Source organism: Rhodanobacter sp. A1T4 (genome assembly GCF_014207185.1).
Taxonomy (GTDB): Bacteria; Pseudomonadota; Gammaproteobacteria; order Xanthomonadales; family Rhodanobacteraceae; genus Rhodanobacter.
On record NZ_JACHCP010000012.1, the window covers coordinates 1 to 24,650 of the forward strand.

At 60.6% G+C, this 24,650-nt stretch carries 25 protein-coding genes; 8 read left to right on the forward strand and 17 right to left on the reverse strand.

Annotated features, from left to right (window positions below; all coding sequences use genetic code 11):
- Positions 1-123 precede the first annotated feature (123 nt).
- The 9 genes from hisIE to HDE80_RS20130 all read right to left on the reverse strand — a co-directional run bounded on the left by hisIE (position 124) and on the right by HDE80_RS20130 (position 7,672).
- On the reverse strand, positions 124-759 hold the full coding sequence (gene hisIE / locus HDE80_RS20090; RefSeq protein WP_184673839.1) for a bifunctional phosphoribosyl-AMP cyclohydrolase/phosphoribosyl-ATP diphosphatase HisIE: 636 nt from the start codon (positions 757-759) through the stop codon (positions 124-126).
- Positions 760-778: 19 nt separating this feature from the next.
- Positions 779-1,549 carry an imidazole glycerol phosphate synthase subunit HisF gene (gene hisF, locus HDE80_RS20095; protein WP_184673841.1) on the reverse strand — a complete coding sequence of 257 codons (771 nt, stop codon included), beginning with the start codon at positions 1,547-1,549 and terminating at the stop codon, positions 779-781.
- The gene (gene hisA / locus HDE80_RS20100; protein WP_184674057.1) at positions 1,543-2,271 is read right to left on the reverse strand and encodes a 1-(5-phosphoribosyl)-5-[(5-phosphoribosylamino)methylideneamino]imidazole-4-carboxamide isomerase; all 729 of its coding nucleotides are present in this window, start codon (positions 2,269-2,271) and stop codon (positions 1,543-1,545) included. The genes hisF and hisA overlap by 7 nt, the downstream gene beginning before the upstream one ends.
- Before the next feature lie 11 nt (positions 2,272-2,282).
- Positions 2,283-2,873 carry an imidazole glycerol phosphate synthase subunit HisH gene (gene hisH / locus HDE80_RS20105; RefSeq protein WP_184673843.1) on the reverse strand — a complete coding sequence of 197 codons (591 nt, stop codon included), beginning with the start codon at positions 2,871-2,873 and terminating at the stop codon, positions 2,283-2,285.
- Complete coding sequence (gene hisB, locus HDE80_RS20110) at positions 2,873-3,937, reverse strand: bifunctional histidinol-phosphatase/imidazoleglycerol-phosphate dehydratase HisB (RefSeq protein WP_184673845.1); 1,065 nt, start codon at positions 3,935-3,937, stop codon at positions 2,873-2,875. Before hisB ends, hisH begins: the two co-directional genes overlap by 1 nt.
- Positions 3,934-5,010, reverse strand: a complete 1,077-nt coding sequence (hisC, locus tag HDE80_RS20115; RefSeq protein ID WP_184673846.1) for a histidinol-phosphate transaminase — start codon at positions 5,008-5,010, stop codon at positions 3,934-3,936. The genes hisB and hisC overlap by 4 nt, the downstream gene beginning before the upstream one ends.
- Complete coding sequence (hisD, locus tag HDE80_RS20120) at positions 5,007-6,329, reverse strand: histidinol dehydrogenase (RefSeq protein WP_184674059.1); 1,323 nt, start codon at positions 6,327-6,329, stop codon at positions 5,007-5,009. The genes hisC and hisD overlap by 4 nt, the downstream gene beginning before the upstream one ends.
- Positions 6,330-6,443: 114 nt before the next feature.
- A complete protein-coding gene (gene hisG, locus HDE80_RS20125) occupies positions 6,444-7,337 on the reverse strand; it encodes an ATP phosphoribosyltransferase (protein ID WP_184603202.1) in 894 nt (297 codons plus the stop codon).
- Complete coding sequence (locus tag HDE80_RS20130) at positions 7,334-7,672, reverse strand: YerC/YecD family TrpR-related protein (RefSeq protein WP_184603203.1); 339 nt, start codon at positions 7,670-7,672, stop codon at positions 7,334-7,336. The genes hisG and HDE80_RS20130 overlap by 4 nt, the downstream gene beginning before the upstream one ends.
- A 390-nt stretch (positions 7,673-8,062) precedes the next feature.
- Between HDE80_RS20130 and HDE80_RS20135 the strand changes: the two genes are divergently transcribed.
- Together HDE80_RS20135 and HDE80_RS20140 are read left to right on the forward strand one after the other, a co-directional pair.
- The gene (locus HDE80_RS20135; protein WP_184673848.1) at positions 8,063-8,761 is read left to right on the forward strand and encodes a response regulator transcription factor; all 699 of its coding nucleotides are present in this window, start codon (positions 8,063-8,065) and stop codon (positions 8,759-8,761) included.
- Positions 8,762-8,786: 25 nt separating this feature from the next.
- A complete protein-coding gene (locus HDE80_RS20140) occupies positions 8,787-10,112 on the forward strand; it encodes an ATP-binding protein (RefSeq protein WP_184673850.1) in 1,326 nt (441 codons plus the stop codon).
- Positions 10,113-10,147: 35 nt separating this feature from the next.
- Here HDE80_RS20140 and HDE80_RS20145 read toward each other — a convergent pair whose 3' ends face one another.
- Complete coding sequence (locus HDE80_RS20145; protein WP_184673852.1) at positions 10,148-10,840, reverse strand: helix-turn-helix transcriptional regulator; 693 nt, start codon at positions 10,838-10,840, stop codon at positions 10,148-10,150.
- Between the two features lie 119 nt (positions 10,841-10,959).
- Here HDE80_RS20145 and HDE80_RS20150 point away from each other — a divergent pair, with 119 nt between their 5' ends.
- The 5 genes from HDE80_RS20150 to HDE80_RS20170 all read left to right on the forward strand — a co-directional run bounded on the left by HDE80_RS20150 (position 10,960) and on the right by HDE80_RS20170 (position 18,995).
- Positions 10,960-12,321, forward strand: coding sequence for an MFS transporter (locus HDE80_RS20150; protein WP_184673854.1), 1,362 nt, complete (start codon positions 10,960-10,962; stop codon positions 12,319-12,321).
- 270 nt (positions 12,322-12,591) lie between these two features.
- On the forward strand, positions 12,592-13,773 hold the full coding sequence (locus HDE80_RS20155) for an efflux RND transporter periplasmic adaptor subunit (protein WP_221437745.1): 1,182 nt from the start codon (positions 12,592-12,594) through the stop codon (positions 13,771-13,773).
- A gap of 55 nt (positions 13,774-13,828) precedes the next feature.
- Positions 13,829-17,029, forward strand: a complete 3,201-nt coding sequence (locus HDE80_RS20160; protein ID WP_184673856.1) for a CusA/CzcA family heavy metal efflux RND transporter — start codon at positions 13,829-13,831, stop codon at positions 17,027-17,029.
- A gap of 56 nt (positions 17,030-17,085) precedes the next feature.
- Entirely contained in the window at positions 17,086-18,612 is a 1,527-nt protein-coding gene (locus HDE80_RS20165) for an efflux transporter outer membrane subunit (RefSeq protein WP_255484017.1), read from the forward strand.
- A gap of 149 nt (positions 18,613-18,761) precedes the next feature.
- Positions 18,762-18,995, forward strand: coding sequence for a hypothetical protein (locus HDE80_RS20170; protein WP_184673858.1), 234 nt, complete (start codon positions 18,762-18,764; stop codon positions 18,993-18,995).
- A 143-nt stretch (positions 18,996-19,138) separates the two neighbouring features.
- Here HDE80_RS20170 and HDE80_RS20175 read toward each other — a convergent pair whose 3' ends face one another.
- The 6 genes from HDE80_RS20175 to gltX all read right to left on the reverse strand — a co-directional run bounded on the left by HDE80_RS20175 (position 19,139) and on the right by gltX (position 23,252).
- Entirely contained in the window at positions 19,139-19,300 is a 162-nt protein-coding gene (locus HDE80_RS20175; protein ID WP_184603212.1) for a 30S ribosomal protein THX, read from the reverse strand.
- A gap of 68 nt (positions 19,301-19,368) precedes the next feature.
- Entirely contained in the window at positions 19,369-20,352 is a 984-nt protein-coding gene (locus HDE80_RS20180; RefSeq protein ID WP_184673860.1) for a cation diffusion facilitator family transporter, read from the reverse strand.
- 93 nt (positions 20,353-20,445) lie between these two features.
- Complete coding sequence (locus HDE80_RS20185; protein ID WP_184603215.1) at positions 20,446-20,883, reverse strand: MerC domain-containing protein; 438 nt, start codon at positions 20,881-20,883, stop codon at positions 20,446-20,448.
- A 109-nt stretch (positions 20,884-20,992) separates the two neighbouring features.
- Positions 20,993-21,478, reverse strand: a complete 486-nt coding sequence (locus HDE80_RS20190) for a transcriptional repressor (RefSeq protein ID WP_184603217.1) — start codon at positions 21,476-21,478, stop codon at positions 20,993-20,995.
- A 60-nt stretch (positions 21,479-21,538) separates the two neighbouring features.
- Positions 21,539-21,814 (reverse strand): hypothetical protein, encoded by a 276-nt coding sequence (locus tag HDE80_RS20195; RefSeq protein WP_184673862.1) that lies wholly within the window; start codon positions 21,812-21,814, stop codon positions 21,539-21,541.
- 37 nt (positions 21,815-21,851) lie between these two features.
- Positions 21,852-23,252, reverse strand: a complete 1,401-nt coding sequence (gltX, locus tag HDE80_RS20200; protein ID WP_184673864.1) for a glutamate--tRNA ligase — start codon at positions 23,250-23,252, stop codon at positions 21,852-21,854.
- A 141-nt stretch (positions 23,253-23,393) separates the two neighbouring features.
- Here gltX and HDE80_RS20205 point away from each other — a divergent pair, with 141 nt between their 5' ends.
- Positions 23,394-24,137, forward strand: a complete 744-nt coding sequence (locus HDE80_RS20205) for a transporter (RefSeq protein WP_255484020.1) — start codon at positions 23,394-23,396, stop codon at positions 24,135-24,137.
- Between the two features lie 24 nt (positions 24,138-24,161).
- Here the strand turns inward: HDE80_RS20205 and HDE80_RS20210 are convergent, their stop codons facing one another.
- Positions 24,162-24,602, reverse strand: coding sequence for a DUF4399 domain-containing protein (locus HDE80_RS20210; RefSeq protein ID WP_184603225.1), 441 nt, complete (start codon positions 24,600-24,602; stop codon positions 24,162-24,164).
- Between the last annotated feature and the right edge of the window lie 48 nt (positions 24,603-24,650).

A 24,650-nucleotide genomic window follows, 5' to 3' on the forward strand; every position in this document is an offset into this window, starting at 1 on the left:
CGACGAATCGCTTCATGCCCGAATCCACTCACCAAGTCAGGTTAGGATAGCGACACCATGTGGCTAGTTGTTTTCACACAGCCTCGGTCGAAAGCCGCCGTTCAATGTCCCGTTCCGACGTCGCTACCCGCCGTGTCGATTATGTCGTTCGGCCAACAACGCCACGACATCAGTCAGCGATAGACCGCGTGCGCGCAACACCACGATAAGGTGAAAAATGAGATCGGCTGACTCACCGAGCAATTCGGCATCGCCTTGGGCCACGGCGGCGAGCGCCGTCTCAACTCCCTCTTCGCCAACTTTCTGCGCCATCCGGCGGATGCCGTCGTCAAACAGCTGGGTGGTGTAACTGCCTGCGGGTCGTTCGGCGTGACGCTGCGCAACCAGGGCGTCGAGTTCGGCGAGAAATCCTGGTGGCGGCCGTACGTCGGCGCGTTCGCCAAAGCAGCTTGAGGTGCCTTCGTGGCAGGTTGGGCCGTTGGGTTCCGCCTGTATCAGCAAGGTATCGGCGTCGCAATCGATGCGGATGGATTTGAGTGTCAGCACGTTGCCGGAGCTTTCGCCCTTGGTCCACAGGCGCTGCTTGCTGCGGCTATAGAAGGTCACATGTCCGCTGCTCTGTGTCTGCGTCAACGCCTCGGCATTCATGTAGCCGAGCATCAGCACTTCGCCGCTTTGCCAGTGCTGCACGATAGCTGGCAGCAAACCATCGCCCTTGGCCCAGTCAAGTCGCCTGAGATCGGTATTGGAATCGCTCATCGCTTGTTTTCCTTGAGACTCATAACCGCACCGCCACGCCTTGGGCGCGCAAATACTTTTTGAGTTCGGGTATGGCGATGGCGCCGGAGTGGAACACACTGGCGGCGAGTGCACCGTCCACATCGGCTTCGACGAAGGCATCGCGAAAGTGTTCGGGCACACCGGCACCACCGGAAGCAACCAGCGGCACATGGCAAACGGCACGCGCCACGGAAAGTTGTTCGAGATCGTAGCCTTTGCGCACGCCATCGCTGCCCATGCAATTGAGCACGATCTCGCCCGCACCGCGCTGCTGCGCTTCAAGCATCCAGTCCAGCGTCTTGCGGGCCAGCGCCTGCGTCTTGTCAGGATCCCCGGTGTACTGGCGCACGCGCCATTCGCCGTCGGTATCACGCAGCGAATCGATGCCGACGACGACACACTGCACACCAAAGGCGGCAGCCAGTTCGTCGATCAATGCGGGCCGCTCTAGTGCAGGCGAGTTCACCGAGATCTTGTCGGCGCCGGCATGCAGCACCGCACGCGCTTCGTCGACTGAGCGAATACCGCCAGCGACACAGAAGGGAATGTCGATGACTCGCGCCACACGCTCGACCCAGTCGCGATCCACGCTACGCCCCTCTGGGCTGGCAGTGATGTCGTAGAAAACCAGCTCGTCCGCGCCCTCGTCGCGATAACGCAGTGCCAGGTCGACGATTTCGCCCATCACCACATGGTCGCGAAACTGCACACCCTTCACTACTTTGCCATCGCGCACATCGAGGCAAGGGATAAGTCGGCGACTCAGCATGCCAATGCCTCCTCGATGGTAAACCGTCCTTCCAGCAGAGCGCGGCCGAGAATCACGCCTTTCGCCCCGACCTCTCGAGCGGCGCGGATATCATCCAGCGAACGAACGCCGCCAGACGCCTGCACCGCCAACGCCGGGACGGTTTGCGCAAGGTGTCGATACAGATCGAGATTGAAGCCGGCCAGCATGCCGTCACGGTCGATGTCCGTACACAACAAATGACGCGCCCCCTTCTCCGCATACCACGGCGCCAGTTCGTCCAGCGTGCGCGATTCCATTTCGGTCCAGCCGGCGCTTGGCAGCACCCAATGACCGTCGATCCTGCGTGTATCAAGCGCGATCGTCAGCTGCTCGGCGCCGTATCGCGTCAGCCAGCCCGCCACGAGTTCGGGATCGCGAATCGCCACGCTGCCGAGCACTACGCGGCTCACGCCGGCGCTGAACAGTCGGCTGAGATCGTTTTCGCCGCGTACGCCACCACCGGCCTGAATTCGCATGCCGTCCGCGGCGATCGACTCGATAACGGCGAGATTGTCGAGGTTGCCGGAACGGGCACCATCCAGATCGACCAGATGTAACCAGGTCGCTCCGGCTGCGGCATAACGCTGCGCCAGCTCGCATGGATCGGCTTCGTATGTAGTCTGCTGCGCATAGTCGCCCTGCTTCAATCGCACCACCTTTCCGCCGCGCAGATCGATGGCGGGGATGACATTCAAGCTCACGGCATCCGTACTCACAGGCTGAGGAAATTCTTGAGCAATCTGGCGCCGACAGCAGCCGAGCGCTCGGGATGAAACTGCATGCCGTGGAAATTGTCGCGCGCGATCACCGCGGAAAAATCTCCACCGAAGTCCGCCGTGGCGAGACTGTATTCGCCGGCCGGTACGGCATAGCTGTGCACGAAGTACGCGCTGTCGTCGTAGCCTAAACCCGCGATCAGCGGATGCGATTGCCGGGCCACCAGCTGATTCCAGCCCATATGCGGCACGCGTATACCCGGGGCTTCAGTGAAGCGTCGCACCGAGCCGGGAATCACGCCAAGACATTCGGTGTGGCCCTCTTCCGAATCCGTGCACAGCAGCTGCATGCCAAGGCACACGCCGAGCACCGGCTGGGTCAGTGCACGCATCACGTCGACAAGGCCCAGCTCGCACAACCGTGCCATACCCGGGCCGGCGGCGCCGACACCAGGGAGAATCACTTTGTCCGCCGCGCGAATCGTCTCGGCATCGGCGGTCAACTCAGCATCGACGCCAAGCCGCTGCAATGCATAACGCACGGAACCGATATTGGTACCGCCCGCATCGACCAGCACCACGCTCATTACAACGTGCCCTTGGTGCTGGGCAGCTCGCTACCTTCGCGACAAATCGCCTGTCGCAGGGTGCGTGCGAAAACCTTGAAGCAGCCTTCGACCATGTGGTGTGCGTTCTCGCCGTGTACGGTGAGATGCAGATTCGCGCCCAGCGTTTCGCAGACCGAACGGAAAAAATGCGGCACCAGTTCGGTCGGCACATCGCCCACGTGTTCGCGTGGAAAGCTGCCTTCGAACACCAAGTACGGCCGACCGGAAAGATCCAATGCCGCACTCGCTTGCGATTCGTCCATCGGTAACGTGAAACCGTAGCGCCCGATACCGCGCTTGTCACCGAGCGCCTGCTTCAGCGCCTGACCCAGCGCGAGCGCGGAATCCTCGATGGTGTGGTGCTCATCGATATGCGTATCGCCATCGCACTGAAGTTCGAGTGCAAAGCCGCCGTGCTTGCCGATCTGTTCCAGCATGTGATCGAAAAAGCCCAGACCAGTGTGCACCTTCGGATCGGCGACGCGATCAAGGTCTACATTGACGGTGATGCGGGTTTCCTTGGTGTTACGGACGACCGTGGCCATGCGTGGCGCATCGAGCAGTTGATGCGCAATGGCATCCCAGGTCATGCCTTGCGGTCCGACCCGGCAGCCCCGCACGCCCAGGTTCGCCGCGAACTGCAGATCGGTTTCACGATCACCTACCATCGCCGATGCCGCGCGACTCCAGTCATCACTGGCGAGATAGTGACGCACCATGCCGATACCCGGCTTGCGCGTATCGAGGTGCTCATACGGAAAACTGCGGTCGATCAGGATTTCATGGAAGCCGATACCTTGCGAGGCCAGTATGCGTAGCAGCAGCTCCTGCGGGCCGATAAAGTCGGCTTCCGGAAAGCTGGGCGTACCCAGACCGTCCTGGTTCGTCACCATGACCAGCTGATAGCCCGCACCCACGAAGCGCTGCAGCGCCGCCACCACGCCGGGCAGCAAGGCCAGCTTTTCAAAGCGATCGATCTGCTCGTCCGCGGGTTCTTCGATCAGGCAGCCATCGCGATCGACAAACAGAATCTTGCGGCTCATGCGCGTGCCTCCTGAAGTGCACTCGCCTTCAGTACATCAAGCACGCGCGCATTCTCCTGTGGTGTGCCGATGGTGATACGCAGCGCATCATCCAGATTCGGATAGCGGCGTACATCGCGCACTACGATGCCTGCCGCCAGCAGACGCTGATATGCCGCACCGGGATCGTCGAAACGTACGGCAACAAAATTTGCATGGGACGGCAACACTTCGCGCACACCAGCGAGCCTGACTAACGCTTTCTGCATGACGTCGCGCTGCTCGCGAATAACGGCAAGATGTTCACGAGCACTTTGTTGGCCCACCGTCGATAACGCGGATAGCGCAGCAGCCACGCAAGGCAAAGGCAACGGATATGGCGCCATGATCCGACGCAGCAGGGCAATCACTTCAGCTGATGCGAGCAGACTGCCAATGCGCGCACCAGCCAGTGCCCACGCCTTGGACAACGTGCGCAGTACGGCGAGATTTTCGTGGCGATCGATCAACTCGATAGCGCTATCGGCATCGGAGAATTCGATATACGCCTCGTCCACGATCAACAGCGCGCGACCCGACAGCGTCTGCGCCAGACGCTCAATGTCGGCACGCGGCACGATCTGGCCGGTAGGGTTGTTGGGCGTGCAAATGAAGACCAGTTTCACCGCAGGCGTCACCGCCGCCAGCAGCGCATCGACATCCAGCGTGAAATCAGATTTCAACGCCACTTCGACAACGTGCGCATTCTGGATGCGAGCACAAACGGAATACATGCCGAAGGTCGGCGGCTGGATCAAGATCGCATCCTGGCCCGCGCGACAGAATGCCCGCACCAGCAGATCGATCGCCTCATCGCTGCCGCGACCGACCAGCAGCTGTTCGCGATGCACACCGTAGAGCTCGGCCAGTGTATCGATCAATGCCGATGGTTGCGGCTCAGGGTAGCGGTTGCAGCCAACCCCGGCATCGCCCTCCGGCAACCACGACGACTCGTTGGCGTTGAGCCATATCTGTCCATCGCTAGCCTCCATGCGCGCCGACGAATACGGCTGCATGGCGCGGATTTCCGGGCGTGCGAGATCGAGCACGCTCATGATTTTCCCTCGGAAGATTCGCCATTCAGCGCGGCCAGACGCATCGTTACCGCGCGCCGGTGCGCTTCCAACTGCTCGGCCGCCGCGAGCGTTGCCGCGCAGGGACCGATCGCGCGCAGACCTTCCGGCGTCACTTCCTGCACGGTGATCTGCTTCTGGAAACTCGCCACCGACACGCCGCTGTAGCTACGCGCGTAGCCATAGGTTGGCAGCACGTGATTACTGCCGCTGCAGTAATCACCCAACGACTCCGGTGTCCACGCGCCAAGAAAGATTGAGCCCGCGCTGTCGATGCTCTCGAGCAAGTTCCGCGGCTTAGCCACCTGCAGGATCAAATGCTCCGGCGCATAACGATTACTGACCTCGATCGCCTGCGCCAACGAATCGACCTTGATCAGGCGGCTCTGCGCCAGCGCCTGCGCGGCAATCGCATTGCGCGGCAACGCGGCGCACTGGCGATCGACTTCACCGGTAACTCTGTCGAGCATCTCGGCTGAAGGACTGAGCAGGATCACTTGTGAATCCGGCCCATGCTCGGCTTGCGACAGCAGATCAGCCGCGACGAAGGCCGGATTGGCGTCGGCATCGGCAATCACCAGCACCTCGGACGGACCTGCCGGCATATCGATCGCCGCGCCATCGGGATCACCAGACACCTGCAGCTTGGCTTCGGTGACCCAGGAGTTGCCCGGGCCAAACAGCTTGTCACACTTGGGCACGCTGGCGGTGCCGTAAGCCATCGCCGCAATCGCCTGCGCGCCGCCGAGTTTGAATACCTTGTGCACGCCGGTGATGCGCGCCACGTAAAGCACCGCCTCGTCGCAGCGACCGTCCGCTCGCGCAGGCGAGCACATCACCACTTCGCGACAGCCAGCAATACTTGCTGGCACGCCCAGCATCAGCGCGGTCGAAGGCAGCGGTGCGCTGCCCGCCGGCACATACAAACCGACTCGACTAATGGGACGCAGCACGCGTTCCACCCGCACGCCGGGCGCAGTATCTACGCCTACTGGCTGCGGTGCGGCAGCGCGATGAAAGATCTCGATGCGTTCGGCTGCTTCGTGGATCGCCGCCTTCAGCTCTGGAGCGAGTGCGGTCTCGGCTTCATCGAATTCTGCCTCGCTGACTTCGATCGCATCCAGCGTGCAGTGGTCATACTTCTTGCTCAGCTCCAGCAGCGCCGTATCGCCGCCCGTGCGCACGCTGGCGATGATCTGCTCGACGCCACGGCGCAGATCGTCCACCCGCGATTGCGCCGGGCGAGCCAGCGCATCGCGGCGACTGGCTTCGTCCAGCGCATTCCAGTCCAGACGCTTCATGTCGGTACGATTGATGCCGATCGGATTTGCAAAAGCCTTGTTCATGACAACCTTGCTGGTTACGACTCAGGAATGACTTGTGATTGAATGACTTTTGATTGAAGCAGGCTGACGCTAGGCCAGCATCTTTTCGACCGGCAGCACATACATCTCGCGCGCTCCGGCCTTCTTGATTTCTTCCAGCTGCCGCCAGCTCACTTCGCCGGCGCACAGCGCCTGCAGCATCAGCTGATCCGGCTGCCCGGCAACGGCCAGCAACGTTGGCTGCGGCCCACCCGGCAACAACCGGGTGATCGCCTCCAGCGAACTGCGCGAAGTCTGCAGTAGAAGCAGTCGCGACTCGCGCACCTGGATCACGCCGTCCAACCGCTTCAGCAGCAGCTCCAACATGTCACCACGCTCGTCAATCGGCAAAGCCAGGGGACCAGCCAGCACGGCTTCACTCTCCAGCAGCACTTCGGCTTCGCGCAACTGATTGGCGACCAGTGTTCCACCGCTCTGCACCAGATCGCAGATCGCATCGGCGGTGCCCAGTTTCGGCGCAATTTCGACCGAACCGGATAACGTGACCACGCCAGCATTTACCGCATGGGTGCGAAGCCACTCGCCAAGCAGGCCTGGATAGGAGGTGGCAATGCGTTCGCCTTCCAACGTCTGCGGACCCTGATAATCCAGCTCCTGCGGCACAGCGATCGACAACCGGCAACGACCGAAGCCGAGCGGGCGCAGTTCGACCAGTGGCGCGGCTTCACGACCAGTGGTGAGTCGAAACTCGTCGAGCACGTTGCGACCGACGATGCCCAGATCGCATACACCCTGCGCGATCAGTCCCGGAATATCGTCATCGCGCACCAGCAACAGATCGACCGGCTCACCTTCGCCGAAGCAGAACAGTTTGTCGCGACTTTGCCGAAAACTCAGACCACAGCGATTGAGCAGCTCCAGCGCCGGCTCAGTCAACCGTCCTGATTTCTGCATCGCTATGCGTAGTCGATCACGCTGTTTCATGCCCTGGCCTTTTTTGCTGTCTGCGATTGACGTCGCGCTGCCCGCGCTGCCGCCGCCAGGTAACCGCCGTTGCCTTGATTGAGATAGCGCGCCACGCGTCCGATGGTAGTGATGCTGACGGCGGTACGCTCGTGAATTTCGCGATACGAAAGACTTTCCAGCAGATACGGAACCACACGCCAGCGATCCACCAGCACTTCGAGTTCCGCCGGCGTGCACAGATCACCGAGGAACGCGCTCATCTCGTCAGCACTTTTCAACGAGAGCAACGCCTCGCAAAGACTCAACTTGGCGGACGCATCGGGCGTCTCCGGATCCAGTGATCGTCGCTTCATAACGTACTAACGCATTAATACAATAGTTCAATGGTACATGACACTTCCCAAGCTCGCAAACGACTGGAATAGCTATGCCAGGCAACGTTCAGCCATGCTTTCTGCTTCGCACTCCCGCATGGCGAGAAACCCGTGCCAGGCCGCAACAACGCGCGCCCCGATGGACGTCGGCAGAAACTATTGAGAACTCTCGATCGCGCGACCAGCAAGGCCTTCAGGCCCAGGCCACCCTCAAAATTCAACGCCAAGTACCCACGAGCAACTTGGAAGCCTTGGTGAAAGCCAACTGCCACACAGTGTTGGCAGTAGCCAGTACCCTTATGATTGGCCCGACATTCAAAAGCCCTGCACGCGTGCCGCCTGAATACCTTCAACCAAGAGTCCCATCGCATGCGGTGTCTGCTTATCGAAGATGACAAAGCTGCCGCGCAGCTTGTCCAGGACGGACTTCAACGCGCCGGGTTCGCGGTGACCGTTAGCCACGACGGCTCGCGCGGCCTTGCCCTTGCCAACGAAACACAGTGGGATGTGATCGTGCTTGATCGGATGCTGCCTGGCGAACTCGATGGGCTCGACATTCTGTCGGCCATGCGTGTGCGAGGCGATGCCACGCCGGTATTGATTCTCAGCGCGCTCGGCAGCTTGAACGAACGCGTGCGCGGGCTACGCGGCGGTTGTGACGACTACCTGACCAAACCGTTCGCGTTCGACGAGTTGCTGGCCCGTATCGAGGCGCTGATCCGCCGAGCCGGCCAGCGCGGTGATCCAGGCATGCTTCTGGTAGGGGATCTACGGGTCGATACGCGCACGCGTCGCGTATATCGCGATCAACAGCCGATCACCCTGCAGCCACGCGAATATCAGTTACTGGAGTATCTGGTTCGGCATCAGGGCGAGGTGGTCACCCGAAAGATGTTGCTCTCTGCAGTGTGGGGCTATCACTTCGACCCGGAGACCAATGTCATCGATGTGCAGATGAGCCGACTGCGCACCAAGATAGACAAGGATGCTGCAATCCCCCTGATTCAGACTGTACGCGGTGTCGGCTATACCGTCGGCGTGCCCGGCGAAACCACAGACCATGGCTAGTTTTCGGCACTCCGTGGTGTTTCGCATGGCTGTCGGCTACGGCCTGCTGCTCTTGGTCTCGGTCGCACTCATCTCGACCGTGTTCTACATCGGTACTGCCGGCTTGATATCCCGCAATATTGATGCGCAGCTGACCGCGACTTCCCGGCGCCTTATCAAGATATACAACCAGGCGGGACAGGCTGCACTTGAGCACGAGATCCATCTCCTGCTCACCGACGATCGCGATGTCGACACCGAGGTCTATCTGCTGGTCGATCCGCAGGGGCACAAGATCATCGGCAACCTCACCGCATGGTCGGGTCTCAATGGCCACAGTAACGAGCTGGTCAAACAGCAGGTGAAACGACTCGGGCGCGACTCGATCAGCCGGCTACTGATCTATCGCTTTCCGGATGGCACCAACCTAGTCGTCGGGCGCGACGTGCAGGATCAGCACGAACTCGAGCGCATGAGCATCACGGCACTGTCGCTGGGCGGTCTGTTGGCGCTAGTGCTGGCAACGCTCGGCGCATGGCTGTTTCGCCGACAGCTGAAAAGGCAGCTCAACGCGATTCACCGCACCACCACCGAAATTTCCGCGGGCAATCTCGACCGGCGCATCGCCGTCGGTCGGTCGCAGGACGAGTTCGCCATCGTGGCGCACGACGTCAACTCCATGCTCGATGAGATCGAACGCCTGATGGAAACCGCGCGCGATGTATCCAACGCCATTGCACACGATCTGCGAACGCCGCTGAGCCGCATCCGTAGCAGCCTCGAGGATGCGCTGCATCGGCATTCGACGACAGACAGACTATCCGCCAGCGCACAATACGCCATTGATGAAATCGATGCCGTCACGATCGTGCTCGACAAGCTGCTGCAGATTGCCGAAGCCGAATCCGGCGTTCGTCGCCAGCACTTTGAATCGATGCCTCTGGGCGGGGTGATCGCCGACATCGTCGAGCTGTACCAGCCGGCGGCCGAGAACGAGGGCATGCAATTGAGTCTGAAGATCGAAGGGGAGCCACAGGTTTTCGTGGACCGCGATCTGATCGCCGGTGTCACCGCCAACTTGCTGGACAATGCCCTGAAATACGCTGGTCGTGGCGCACGTATCCAGGTGTGTATCCTGCGCGATAACAGGAACGTGCTCCTCGTAGTGCAGGACGATGGCCCTGGCATCCCAGCCAAGGCCATTGGGCGAGTGACCGAGCGTTTCTTCCGGGTCGATGCCAGTCGCCATTTGCGCGGCAACGGCCTTGGTCTGTCGATCGTGGCTGCGGTAGTTACCCTGCATCGCGGCACACTCACGCTGGAAGACGCCCTTCCCGGCCTCAAGGTGAGCATCTCGCTACCGCAGGGCTGAGAGCGCGCTCTTCACGACTCAGGCGATGGCATGAGTTAACCTTGATCGACGCCAAGCTGTTCTTTCAACCCTGCCCAACCCTTCGGCGTGACCTGGACAGCACGAGACGTTTTCGAGCGTCGCAGCCAACCATTCGCGCATAACAGGCTCATCCATCTCACCCCGAGCGGACCGGCAAGATGGTACTCCCGCTCCGTCCAATCGAGACATTGTCGGGCCATTCCATGCCGGCTCGACGGCAACTCGCCCAGATCGAGGCCCATGCGGTCGAACCATACGACACCCGCTGGCGTCACATCGAATCGCTTATCCGCCGCAGCGACAATCCATCCGCGCTCCTGCAAGCCTCGCGTCATTGCCACTCCCACCCGCCCGGCTAGGTGGTCGTAGCAGCAACGAGCCAGACGCAGATGACGCGCCTCCGGATCAGGCAACCGTCGTCGTACAGGTTCTGTGGTGCCAATCAAGGCGAGATGCTCGAGCGCCAGCGCGACGTGCGAGCCCGCCAACCGATAGTAGCGATGCCGCCCTTCGGTCTTGACTGTCAGCAAGCCACCGGCGAGAAGTTTGGCAAGGTGCGCGCTGGCCGTTTGCGCCGTCACACCCGCTGCATGGGCCAGTTCACCGGCCGGCCATGCCCGTCCGTCGACCAGCGTCATCAACATGGTCGCGCGCGTCGGATCAGCGATCAGATAAGCGACAGAAGCGAGATTAGGTTGTGCGCGCATGCTCGATCCCCGATAAACCTGTCGCCAGCGTAACCCCATGCCGGATCGAATGCTTCGTCAAGTATCGAAGCATCAAGCAGCAAGATCGGTGCACACTCGACGTCATGGATAAGGTGACCGTGTCTGCCACAAGCATGCTGCAACGTCGAGTGTTGGCGGCGACCAGCATCAGCTACGCCGTGGTGTTGCTGGATGCATCGATCGTCAACGTCGCGCTGGAACGCATCTCCAAGGCCCTGGCAACCGATATCGCTGGCCTGCAATGGATCGTAAGCGCCTATACCCTGGCTTTTGCAAGCCTGCTGCTGACCGGCGGCATTTCAGGCGATCGCTGGGGCGCCCGGAATATGTACCTCGCCGGCCTGATCGTGTTCATCCTCGCCTCGGCGCTCTGTGGACTGGCGCCCGACCTGATGATTCTGATCGCCGCTCGCACCTTGCAAGGTGTCGGAGCGGCCATGCTGGTACCGTGCTCGCTGACCCTGATCAGCCATGCCTATCCGCATCCTCAGCAACGTGCCTCGGCGATCGGCGTATGGGTCGGCTGCGGTGGAGTCGCCATGGCGGCCGGCCCCCTGGTCGGCGGCATCCTGATTCACTTGTTCGACTGGCGCAGCATCTTTCTGGTCAACGCACCGATCGGCGTGGTCGGAATCTGGCTGACTTGCCGCATCCCTCGTGACAAGAGGTCACTGCACGCACGGCCGTTCGACCCCGCCGGACAAATCACCGCGATGCTTGCACTGGGCGCATTGATCGCCGTGCTGATCGAAGGCTCACGGCTCGGCTGGCGATCGCCAACGATCCTGGCCGGGATGACCATCGACGGCATGGCATGGGTGGCTTTTCTGTTGATCGAGGCTCGCCGGTCACATCCCATGTTGCCGCTGCACCTGTTCAAGAACGCCATCTTTTCGGGCTCAACCCTCATTTCGATGGTGTCGGCCTTTGTGTTCTATGGCCTGACCTTCTTGCTCGGCCTGTATTTCCAGCGCGTGCACGGCTATTCGCCGTTGTGGACCGGGCTGTCCTTTCTGCCGCTGACCGCGGTAATGGTGGTCGGGAGCATGCTCTCGGGCCCTCTCGTCGCCAGATACGGCCAACGCTGGCCCATGTGCGCGGCATTCGGTCTTTACATGCTTGGCTTCCTGGGACTGACCCTGCTCACTCCAGCGTCGCCTTACTGGCTCGCCGCGCTGTCCATGCCGGCGATCGGCATCGCCGCCGGTTTCATCTCCCCGGCTGCTACGGCGCCCGCCATGGGAACGGTCGAGAAAAGCCAGGCCGGCATCGCCGCCGGCGTACTCAACTCAGCCAGACAAACCGGTGCCGCGTTGGGTATTGCCGTGTTCGGCACGCTGATCGCGACATCTCCTTCGTTCGAGAACGGCATGCACGCTGCGTTGTGGATCGCTGCCGCCGTTTCTCTTGCCGCCGCGGTGATCTGGCGATTGACCATCACTGGCATACCCACCGCATGATCGGACATATCCACTCTGACGATTGCCGAGAGCATCGCCATATTCATCGCGGCGACAACCTTTCCAAACCGTAACTATTCCCTGGATTGTGTGGCCACTAAGGTGCTGGTCGCAGTACGCGCCGACCAGCGAGCTGTGTGTTCTCGCCCGTCGTCATGCGACACGCAGCGGAGATCCGCTGCCCGGAGGTTGATCCGGCACGCCTGCCGAGTGCAGGCCGTGGCGGTTTTGCTGTCGGCGTTTTGCTACAGCATCGAATCTGGAGTGAGCATGCAGACAACCCGCACGTTGAAGATCGGCGCAGCCGCTCTCCCGGTCATCCTGATCCTGTTTCTCGCCTACACATGGCTTGCCCCGCGCAGCAATGTGCCGATGCCGGCCACGGCCGATACGTTAGCCGCGAAGGATGCGGTGGCGATCACCGATCTGCAGGCCAGGCATATCAACGTGGTTCCGGCAAGCACGCACGGCTTCGATACACAACTCGATGCGACCGGCTATGTCGACTTCAACCAGAACCGCCTGACCCAGGTGTTCTCGCCCTATCAGGGACGCGTGCTGCAGGTGCAGGCCGAGGCAGGCGACGATGTCAGGAAAGGCCAGACGCTGTTCACTGTGGAAAGCCCCGACCTGGTGCAGGCCGAGTCCAATCTGATTTCGACAGCGGGTCTGCTCGCGCTGTCGAACAAGACGCTGGAGCGAGCCCGCAAAATGCTCGAAGTCCAGGCCAACGCACAGAAGGACATCGAGCAGGCTGTCTCCGATCAGCAGACTGCCGAAGGCAATTACCAGGCTGCCCGCAATGCAGTGCGTATCTTCGGCAAGTCGGATGCAGCGATGGATCGCATCGTCGTCAACCGCAAAGTCGACGATGCCCTGGCGATCGTCAGCCCGTTTGCCGGCCAGGTAACCGCGCGCAGCATCGCACCCGGCACGCTGGTTCAACCCGGCTCGGCTACCGCTCCCATCACGGTAGCCGACCTGTCCAGCGTATGGGTGGTGGCCAATGTGGCCGAGGACGCTATCTCGAGTCTGCGCATCGGTCAGCCGGTAACCGTGACGATAACCGCTCTGCCGAACCGAACGCTGCAGGGCAAGATCAGCTACATCGGCAGTGCAGTCGATCCCAATACCCATCGGATCATCGTGCACGCGCAAATCGATAACGCCCAACATCAGCTGCATCCGCAGATGCTTGCCACCTTCACCGTGCAGACCGGTGCACCAATGCCGTCGATCGCCGTGCCGGTCAATGCCGTGGTGCGCGAAGGCGACGGCACCATGACCGTATTCACTACGCAGGACGGCCGTCACTTCGTGCGACGCGAGGTCAAGCTCGGCCTGCAGCAGGATGGCCTGGATCAAGTCCTTAACGGCCTCACGGCCAATGAACGGGTAGCTGGCGATGGCGCCCTGTTCCTCAGCAATGCGCTGGCGCTGCAGTCGCAATAACAACCCCTCGTCGCGAATAGCCACGCACTCCCATTAGAAGAAAGAAGGCAGGACCGTGTTCAGAGCCCTCATCGCATTTGCCCTGACCCGACGATCCATCGTGCTCATGGCATTGGCGGCCTTCGTCGTCGCCGGCCTGGCGGCGTACTCCAAACTCAATATCGAGGCCTACCCGAATCCGGCACCGGTGATCCTCGAGATCACCGCCCAGGCGCCCGGCCTTTCGGCGGAGGAAATGGAGCGGACCTATACACGACCGATGGAAATCGGCCTGGCCACCACGCCCGGCGTCGACAACATTCGCTCGACCTCGTTCTACGGCCTGTCCTTCGTCCGCATCACTTTCAAGTACGGCATCGACTATTACTTCGCCTATACGCAGGCGGCGCTGAACCTGCAGCAGAACGTCAATCTTCCGAGCAATCAGCAGCCGCAGATCCAGGCTTCCAGCCTGGTCGGCGAAATCTTCCGCTATCAAGTAGTCGGGCCGCCGCACTACGGCCTGACCAACCTGCGCACTCTGCAGGACTGGGTCATCATACGCCGGCTGTTGTCGGTACCGGGCATCGCCCAGGTGGTGACGTGGGGCGGCACGACCAAGGAATACGCTGTCGACGCCGACCTGCGCAAGTTGGAGGGCTACAACATCACCGTGCCGCAGCTGATCAGCGCGATCGGCAATGCGAACATCAACGTCGGTGGTCGCACCATCAACCTTGGCCAGCAATCGGTAAATATCCGCGGCGTGGGACTGATCAAGGACGTCGGTGATATCGGCAATATCGTGCTGACACAGTCGAACGGTACGCCGGTGCTGGTCAAGGATGTCGCGAAGGTATCGGTCGGCTCGGTGCCCCGTCTCGGCAAAGCCGGGCGCGATGATCAGGATGACGTGGTCACCGGCATCGTAGTGATGAACCGCACCGAGAAGACCAATGACGTGGTCGCCCGCGTCAAGGCGGCAGTGAACAAACTGAACCATGACGGCACTCTGCCGCCGGGTGTCCAGGTGGTGCCGTTCTACGACCGCTCCACCCTGGTCGATGTCACGACTCATACCGTGTTGCACAACCTGCTGTTCGGCTGTCTGCTGGTGTTCCTGATCCAGTGGCTGTTCCTGGGCGATCTGCGCAGCGCGATCATCGTCAGCGCCAATATCCCGATCGCGCTGTTCTTCAGCATCATCATCCTGGTGCTGCTGGGCGACTCGGCCAACCTGCTGTCCGTGGGTGCGGTGGATTTCGGCATCATCGTCGATTCGGCGGTGATCCTGATCGAGAACATCTTCCGCAACTTTCAGAAGAATCACGAGGAAAAGCAGCAGTTGCTGCACGACCAGGCGCAAAGCGATTTCGCGATGTATGCGCGTGGCCATGCGGCGCATGGCTGGACCGAACGGCTTCGCCTGCTGTTCATCAGTGCGGTGCAGGTGGATCGCGCGGTGCTGTTTTCCTCCGCGATCACCGTCGCCGCCTTCATCCCGCTGTTCACCATGCAAGGTGTGGAGGGGCAGATCTTCAACCCGATGGCACGCACCTATGCCTATGCCTTGTCCGGTGCGCTCCTCGCGACCTTCACGGTGACTCCGGTGCTGGCCTCATTGCTACTGCCCAGGCACGTCAGCGAAGCGGAAACTATCTTTGTACGCGGCATCCGCCGGATCTATTCGCCAGTGCTGCGCTGGGCGCTCGATAAGCGCAAGGCGACCGTCGCCATCGGTGTGGCGTTTCTGCTGTTGGCAGCCATGCTGCTGCCGCGCATCGGCAGCGAATTTCTGCCAGCGCTGGAAGAAGGCAACCTTTGGATCCGCGCCACCATGCCGACCACGATCTCGCTCGAAGCCGGCATGGACAAGGTCAACCGCATGCGGCAGATCGTCAAGGCGCATCCGGAAGTGATCACGGTGGTGTCCCAGCATGGACGACCCGATGACGGCAGCGACGCCTCCGGCTTCTACAACGTCGAGCTGTTTGTGCCGCTCAAACCCGAAGGCGACTGGCTCAGCGGCCACACCAAGGAGCAGCTGGTCAATGATTTGCAAAAGGAGTTCACCGACGAATTCCCTGGCGTCGAATTCAATTTCTCGCAGTACATTCAGGACAACATCGAAGAGGGCCTGTCGGGCGTAAAAGGGGCCAATTCGGTCAAGGTGATCGGCCCCGACCTTGCAGTGCTGGAGAAGCTGGCCGATCAAGTTCGTCACGAGATGAGTCAGGTCAAGGGGATTGAGGACCTCGGCGTATTCCATGTGCTGGGCCAGCCCAATCTCAACATCACCATCGACCGCGCCAAGGCCGCACGCTACGGCCTCAACACTGGCGATATCAACACCGTAGTGCAGGCCGCCGCCGGAGGCACGCAAGCAACCACCGTGCTGGAAGACGACAGGCAGTTTTCGCTGGTGGTGCGTCTGGCACCGCAGTACCGATCGGACATACAGGCGATCGGCGATATCAAGGTGGGCTACACCGCACCCAGCGGCGCCACCGCCTATGTTCCGCTGCGCGAGGTAGCGACGATCTCGCTGGATACTGGCGCCTCCTACATCTACCACGAGAGCAACGAGCGCTTCATCCCGGTGAAGTTCAGCGTACGTGGCCGCGATCTGGGCAGCACGGTGGAGGATGCGCAGGCTCGCATTGCCAAGTATGTGGCACTGCCCAGCGGCTATCACATCTTCTGGGCCGGCGAATTCGAAGATCTGCAGCAGGCCAAACATCGGCTGGCGATCGTGCTGCCGATTGCGGTCGGGTTGATCCTTGCCCTGCTCTACACGCTGTTCAATTCGCTGCGCGACAGCCTGCTTACCCTGGCCGCGATCCCGTTCTCGATCGCTGGCGGCATCATCGCGCTATACCTATCCGGCTTGAACATGAGCGTGTCGGCAGCGATCGGTTTTGTGTCGCTGTTCGGCGTTTCGGTGATGAACGGCATCCTGGTCATCTCCTACTTCAATCACCTTGTATTCGAGGGAAACCCGCCACTCGAAGCGATGTACCTCGCGGCCGAGCAACGCATGAGACCCATGCTGATGACGGCATTGTCCGCATGCATCGGCCTGCTGCCGGCGGCGATTTCCACCGGCATCGGCAGCCAGGTACAGCGGCCACTGGCCACCGTCGTGGTGGGCGGCATGCTGCTCGGGCCCGTCATGCTGCTGATCGTCGCGCCGGCGCTGCAGGTGCTGGTGGTGGAGTGGTCGAATCGCCGCAAAGCACGCAAAACACTCGCCAGCCCGGAAAAGGGAGGCCTGTGATGAACTTCACATCGACGATCACGTGTCCGGGGTCAGCTTTCATGAAGCCGGCTTTCATGAAGCCTGTTCTCATAAAGCCCGCTCTCATGACCTTGCTCACGACACTCTGCGCTGGCTGCGTCGTGGGCCCTGATTACCATCGGCCAAGCCTGTCCACCGAGACCCGTTTTACCCGTTCGTCGCTGGCGAACCCTGTCGGCAACAACGCGTCGAGCAACGAAACAGAACATCCGCAGCCCGGTGCAACCATCGGGCAAGCATGGTGGAACCTCTTCGCTTCGCCCAAGCTCGATGCACTGGTAGAACGGGCGCTTGCCCACAATCCGGATATCGAGAGCGCGCAGGCAACGCTGCGGCAAGCACAGGAAAACGTCGCTGCACAACGGGGCGCTTACTTCCCCACCGCGCAATTGAGCTACTCGCCCAGCCGGCAAAAAAACGCGGTCGGCACGATCGCGCCGACGCTCAACTCGGGTCAGGCGATTTATACGCTGCATACGGCACAGTTGAACGTAGCCTACTCGCCGGATGTGTTCGGCCTGAATCGCCGTACCGTCGAATCCTTGCAGGCGCAGGCAGACGTACAGCGCTTTCAAATGCAAGCCACCTATATCACCCTGGCCTCAAACGTCGTGTTGGCAGCGATCGAGGAGGCGTCGGAGCGCGCGCAGATCCAGGCTGCAAAGGAAGCGCTGAGCGCCAACGAAAAATCACTGACACTGCTGCAACAGCAGGCGACGCTCGGTGAAGCATCCGGCCTCGATGTCGCCACGCAGGAAACGGCACTGGCACAGGCACAACAGCTACTGCCGCCACTGGAGAAACAACTCGAGCAGACGCGCGACCTGCTGGCTGTGCTAGCCGGCGACCCGCCAGCACAAGGCGGCAAGGATGATTTCGATCTGTCGGCGTTGCGACTACCGGCGTCATTGCCCAGCATCTTGCCCTCGCAGCTTGTCGATCAACGGCCCGACGTGCGTGCCGCCGAGGCTGAGGTGCAATCTGCCAATGCGCAGATCGGGGTCGCCATCGCCAACCGATTGCCGCAGCTATCGCTTTCAGTCCAGTACGGCGGCAGCGCAACTAGCTTCAGTCGGATGTTTGCCGACAACAATACCTTCTGGGGACTTACCGGCAGCCTTTCGCAGACGCTACTCGACTTCGGCACGCTCAAGCATCGTCAGCGCGCCGCCGACGCGGCCTGGCAGCAATCACAGGCCCAGTATCGCTCGGTCGTGCTATCGGCTTTTCAGAACGTCGCCGATTCACTCTACGCGCTGGACGCCGACTCACGCGCGCTGACGGCAGCAACTTATGCCGAAACGGCAGCGGCAAAGACGCTGGACCTGACCCACAAACAGCAAGCGTTTGGCTACGTCAGCACCTTGATCGTGCTGAACGCCGAGCAGGCTTATCAGCAAACACATATCACACAAATCCAGGCACAGGCGGCTCGCCTCAGTGATATGGCCGCATTGTTTCAGGCACTTGGCGGCGGCTGGCAGGCAGCAGCTGTTGCCAGCACCCCCGATGGCGCGCCGCCCAATGCCGAGCAAGCCGGCAACACGACAACCCCCAACTGACGAGCTATCGCCAAGTGAGTCATCGCATGCATCCAAGATTTCGCATTATTTGCCTTTCGACATTTTTTGCCGCGTTGGCTTGCGCCGGCTGTACTCCGCTATTCAGCAAAAAACCCAATCAATGGAGGGATGGTCGCATAGCCAGCATCGTGTCCCGCGCAACCATTCCAGCCGGCGCCGACGACCACTGCCTGGGCACAACCAGCAGCAGCGATGCAGGCAATGGGATGGTCGCGATCGTTACGATCCGACTGGGCCGTCGTAGAGCTGGCTACAAGCTCGCGCTGCCGATATTGGACGGGCAGCAGATCCATGTCGGCGACGATGTCATCGTGCAGCCGCAACCCTGCAAGCTGGAGCTGGGCGGCGTACGAACTGGCTGAGCGTCACTCCGATCGCTATCGAGCATGCTTTGAAAGCGTAGCAGTGCTCCAACCAGGATCTATCGCACCACACTCTCCGGGTCGTACCCACCAACAAAAACCCCCGCAAAGGCGGGGGCTTTCGTCAAAGCTAGCCGAAAAACTCAGGCCGACTTTTTCTTCGGCGCGGCTTTCTTGGCAGCAACCGGCTTGGTCACCGTCGGCTTGGCACCGACGACAGCCGGGGCCGCGGTGTGCGCACGGGTATTGCCGTAGCTGCCGCGGTAGGTCTTGCCGCGACGGGTCTTGCGATCGCCCTTACCCATGGGAACTCCTTACGAATGATTGAATGATTGACCTTGCATCATAGCAGCGCCAGCGCAAAGCACCAAAATCAGGGATGTCCGTGCCCCACGCAGCCAGGCGTCTGATCAAAACACTCGCCATCCGGATCAATCTGCACGGTCACATGCTGGATATTGAAACGCTCCAGCAGCAGCTGGTTGATTGCCAGCAGCGCCGACGCACTGGCGGCCGGCTCGTACAACTCGGCATGCAGCGTGGCCATGCGTGAGCCGGAGGCCAGTTGCCAGACGTGCAGATGGTGGATATTGCGGATCGACGGGTGCGCACTGCGCAAGGACTTTTCCACTTCCGCGCAGTCCATGCCATCAGGTACACCTTCGAGCAGGATATGCGCCGACAGGCGCAACAGCCGCCATGCGCTATTGAGGATCAGCAGCGACACCAGAAGCGACAAAACCGGGTCGGCCCATAGCCACCCCATCCAGCGAATGGCCAGTGCCGCCAATACGGCCGCCACGGAGCCCAGCAGATCACCGAGCACATGCAGACTCGCACCGGCCAGATTGACGTCATCGTGCGCATGCCCATGCAACATGCGCAGCACCACCATGTTCACGAACAAACCAAGAATCGCCACCACAAACATCACGCCGGATAGAATCTCGCCGGGATGCATCAGCCGGGTAACCGCCTCGTAAATGATCCAGCCAACCAGCACGAACTGGCTCAATGCATTGACGAAGCCAATCAGTACTTCCATTCGTCCGTAGCCATAGCTGCGCCGGGCGTCGGCCGGCTTGGTGGCCATCCACGCACCGACGAAGGCCAGCAGCAAGGCCAGCGAATCGACCATCATATGGCCCGCATCGGCAAGCAACGCCAATGACCCCGACCATATGCCGCCAAAAACCTCGGCGATCATCATCACCGTGGTCAGCGCAAAGGCAAACAGCAGCTTGCCGCGGCGACGGCTGCCGGGATCGCCGATATTGTCGATCCCATGGTCATGGTGCGCATGGCCGGAGGACGCGTCATGCGCGTGATCGTGGGAGTGGTCTTGGGCGATGCTCATGCGCACATGCTAGAAATGACGGCCGCCGTTACACAATCACTAAGAGCAAGAATCACTAAGAACAAGAATCACCGCATAGCCCCTACATTCAGATCAATGCACGCATTGCGGCCCGTGCACGTGGCCGTCGTGCCCACGGCGACGATCGCTGCGAAGATTGACGAAGTGCGAACTGGCCACCAGCAGGCCGCCAATGGTCACCAGCACGCTGTGCACGATGATCGAGATACCTTCGCCATAGGTCACGCCAAGAACCAACAGCAGCAACCCTGGTATCGCGAGCATCAGCGGCAGCGGGCGCTGATGACGCCGGTAACCGGTAATCAGCGCGAACAATGCGAGCGTGCAGGCAAAAAACACGAAGCCACGCTCGAATCGATGATCGGCCAGAAACTGCAGCCCGATGAAGGGAAGCAGTGCCAGAACAAAAGGCAGTGCAGCGCAGTGAATGGCGCAGAGAAAAGAAGCTGTCGCGCCGACACGGTCGGCCACGTGCCACCAACGGGATTTGCTTGCCTGATCGGACTTCATAGGCTTGTCCTGGGCGTCGCCCGGCAGGGCGGCTTGTGCACAGTCCAGTAATGTTACTTTATAACATTACTGAAAGCCATAGCTAACGGATGGCGCCCGAATTGTTGCTTCAGGCTTTGCGGCAAGCCTTGCAAGTCCCGTGGACTTCCAGCGTCTGCGCCTGTGGTTTGAAGCCAAGCGCTTTGGCCTGCGCCTCGATCAGATCGGCCACGCGCTCGTCGCAGACCTCCTGCGCGCTCGAACAACTATCGCAGATCAAAAACGGCACCTGATGCGCTTCGGCCGGGTGATGGCAGGAAACGAACGCATTGATCGATTCAAGCTTGTGGATGAAGCCATTTTCGAGCAAGAAATCCAGTGCGCGGTATACCGTTGGGGGAGCCGCGTTGCCGTGCTGCTCACGCAGCTGGTCGAGCAGATCGTAGGCCTTGATTGGCTTGTTGGCCGCCGCCACCAGTTCCAGCACTTCCTTGCGCAAGGGCGTCAGACGCAACCCGCGTTCCTCACTGGCATGCTCCACCGCGCGCACGAAGTTCTTTGCATCGTGTGGATGCGGATGATGTGCGTGCAGATTGTCGGTAGCGTTATGGCTCATCTGGCTTGCCTCGTTTTTTGATCATACAGCGCCGGCTGTGATGCCTCCGCGATGCTTATTTCATTTCAGCGGTGGTGGCCCGGCACGTGGTCGCCGCACCGGCTTCATCAATATCACAATCCAGCCGATCGGCCCCAGCGTGGCGGACCAGACGATGCCTTCCACCACGCGGCCACGGAACCAACCCACCGCTGCGCCAACCACGACAAATGCCACGCTCCACCAGAACATGGCTGCCCATGGCATCAGATTCAACAGGTTGAGATAGATATGTAAAAACGCGTCTGGCGAATCCGGATCGACGCCTTGAGAGGCCTTGGCGAGCAGCTCGTCCATGCCGATATCAGCGAATCATCGACATGGCAGGCATCATTTAACCCTGCGCCTTGCTGACCGCCACATCGATGCGCTTCAGCGCCTCGGCACGACCGGTCAGATAAAGCGTGTGATCGATCGACGGCGACACCTGCGTGCCAGTCAGCGCCACGCGCAGAGGCTGCGCGATCTTGCCCATACCGAGTTCGAGCGTGACTGCAATCTGTTCGATCACCTGATGGATCGGCTCCGGCTTCCACACGCAATCGGTGAGCAACGCCTTGGCCTGCTCAAGCACTGCCACGGCCGTATCGTTTTTCAGATGCTTGGCAACCGCCTTGTCGTCCCACTCGACGATGGGGCCGTACCAGATTTTCGCCTTCTCGACCATTTCCTTGAAGGTATGCACGCGATCGCGCAGGGCCACGATCACGTCGGCCGGTGCTGGTCCGCCCGAGGTATCGATACCCGCCCGTGCCAGATGCCATTCAAATTCCGATGCCAGCGTCTGCGGATCGTCCGTCTTCAGATAATGCTGATTGAGCCAGGCCAGCTTCTCGGTATCGAAGCGCGAGGCCGCCTTGTTGACGTCGGCGATGTCGAAAAGCGCGATCATTTCGTCGGTGGAAAAAATTTCCTGATCGCCGTGCGACCAGCCCAGGCGCACCAGGTAATTGAGCAACGCGTGCGGCAGAAAGCCGTCGTCGCGGTACTCCATCACGCTGACCGCGCTGGTGCGCTTAGACAGCTTCTTCCCCTCTTTGTCGAGAATCATCGGCAGATGCGCAAATTCAGGCACGGCGGCGCCGAGCGCGTGATAGATATTGATCTGCCGCGGCGTGTTGTTGACGTGATCGTCGCCGCGGATAACCTCGGTGATGCCCATGTCGATATCGTCGACCACCACGGCAAAGTTGTAGGTCGGCCAACCATCGGAGCGGAAGATCACCAGATCGTCCAACTCCGCATTCGCCCACTCGATACGACCTTTGACCTTGTCATCGAACACCACCGAGCCTTCGATCGGATTCTTGAAACGGATCACGCGATTTGGATCGTCACGCAGCGGCTCCTGACGATCACGGTAGTAGCCGTTGTAGCGAGGCTTCTGACCCTTGGCCATCGCTGCCTCGCGCATCGCCTCGATCTCATCCTTGCTCTCGTAGGCGTAGTAGGCCTTGCCGGCTTTCACGAGTTCGTCAGCAACCTGTCGGTATCTCTCAAGCCGCTGGGTCTGGTAAAACGGACCTTCATCGTGATTCAGACCCAGCCACTGCATCGCATCGAGGATCGCTTTTACCGCGGCATCGGTTGAACGCTCGCGGTCGGTATCCTCGATACGCAGCACGAACTCGCCGCCGCGACGACGTGATTCCAGCCAGCAATAGAGTGCGGTGCGCGCACCGCCGATATGCAGAAATCCGGTGGGGCTGGGAGCGAAGCGGGTGCGTACGGTCATCGTATTCAAATATTGGGGACTTAAAGCGTGGATTTTAGCCGATACCGGGGCACTAACCGGCGAAGAGTAAGCAGAACACATGGCGCGCGTTATCGGAGCTGTGCGTTATTCGCGTCGCTGCTGATGCCGGGATGGTTGGGCATGGCTGCACCGGCACTGGCCGACAATCCTGGCTACGACCGCCCTGGCTATGGCTTTACACCGGTAGTGCTGGGTGCGGGCGACGTCACCATTGAGCAGGGATTTCCGGACTGGAGTCGTGATCATCAGGATGGCGTCAGCAGCTCGATGTACTCCACCGACAGCCTGATCCGGCTTGGCGTGGGTGGCCCGTTCGAGCTTCAGCTGGGTGGTTCGGCCTACGACTATCTGCATTCATCCCTTTCACGGGATCAGACCGGGCTCGGGATCAACGACAGCAGTCATGGTCATGGCCACGGCGACACCAACTTCGCTGTGAAGTTTGCGCCACCCACATCGAACAAGATTTTCAGCTGGGGTCTTCTTGCCAGTGTCGAATTCACCAACGGTTCGAAGAACTTCCGCAACGACCAGAACCAGTATCTGCTTGGTGCGCAGTTCAATCTGCAGGCTGACGAGCGAAACTCGCTCGGCGCTTATCTTCAAGACGTGCGCGCTGGTGGCCAGGACAGCACCACGGTAGCGCTCAGCGACAATTACAGCGTCAGCAAGAATTTTACGCTTTATGCGGAAACCGCTTTCCTGCACACGCCTGATCAAGGCACCGGCACGGTAGCCGGCGCCGGCTTGGCATGGCTGGTCAGCCCGCGCGTGCAGATCGACGCGGGCTTCGACCATCGGGTATCGGGCAACGCGCCCGAGTGGCAGACCAATCTGGGCGTATCGATCTACCTGGGTCGCTGATAAAGCGCGGCGAATGCGTCAACATCATTTGACATGGATGGTGATCTTCTTCGACACCAGCGCAGGATCGAATGGAATGTGGTTCTGATCGGCCATTTCAAGTTGCAAAGTGTGGGTGCCGGGTGTCAGCTTCAGCGTGGTTTCGGTCTGGCCACCGCCGAAGTGCAAATGCGTTTCGTCTTTGGGAATCGGCTGACCGGCAGGCGGCAGATCTTTCACGTCGACCAGCAAGTGGTGGTGACCGGTTTTCTCCTTGTCGACGCCAGCCGGAGCCACGCCCATGCCCTTGAGACCAAACAGCACGGTGACGTTCTCACCGACTGTGGCGCCGTCCTTCGGCGAGATGATGTAGACCTCGGCGCCGCTGGGTGCCTTGGTGACTGGCAAGCCAGGAGCATCGGCGGCAATTGTGACGCCGACAAATCCGGCGAGAGAGAAAGCTAGAGCAAGCAATACACGTTTCATCGATGCACTCCACGGCAGCTAGGGTTTCCAGTGTAAGCGTGACTCGTA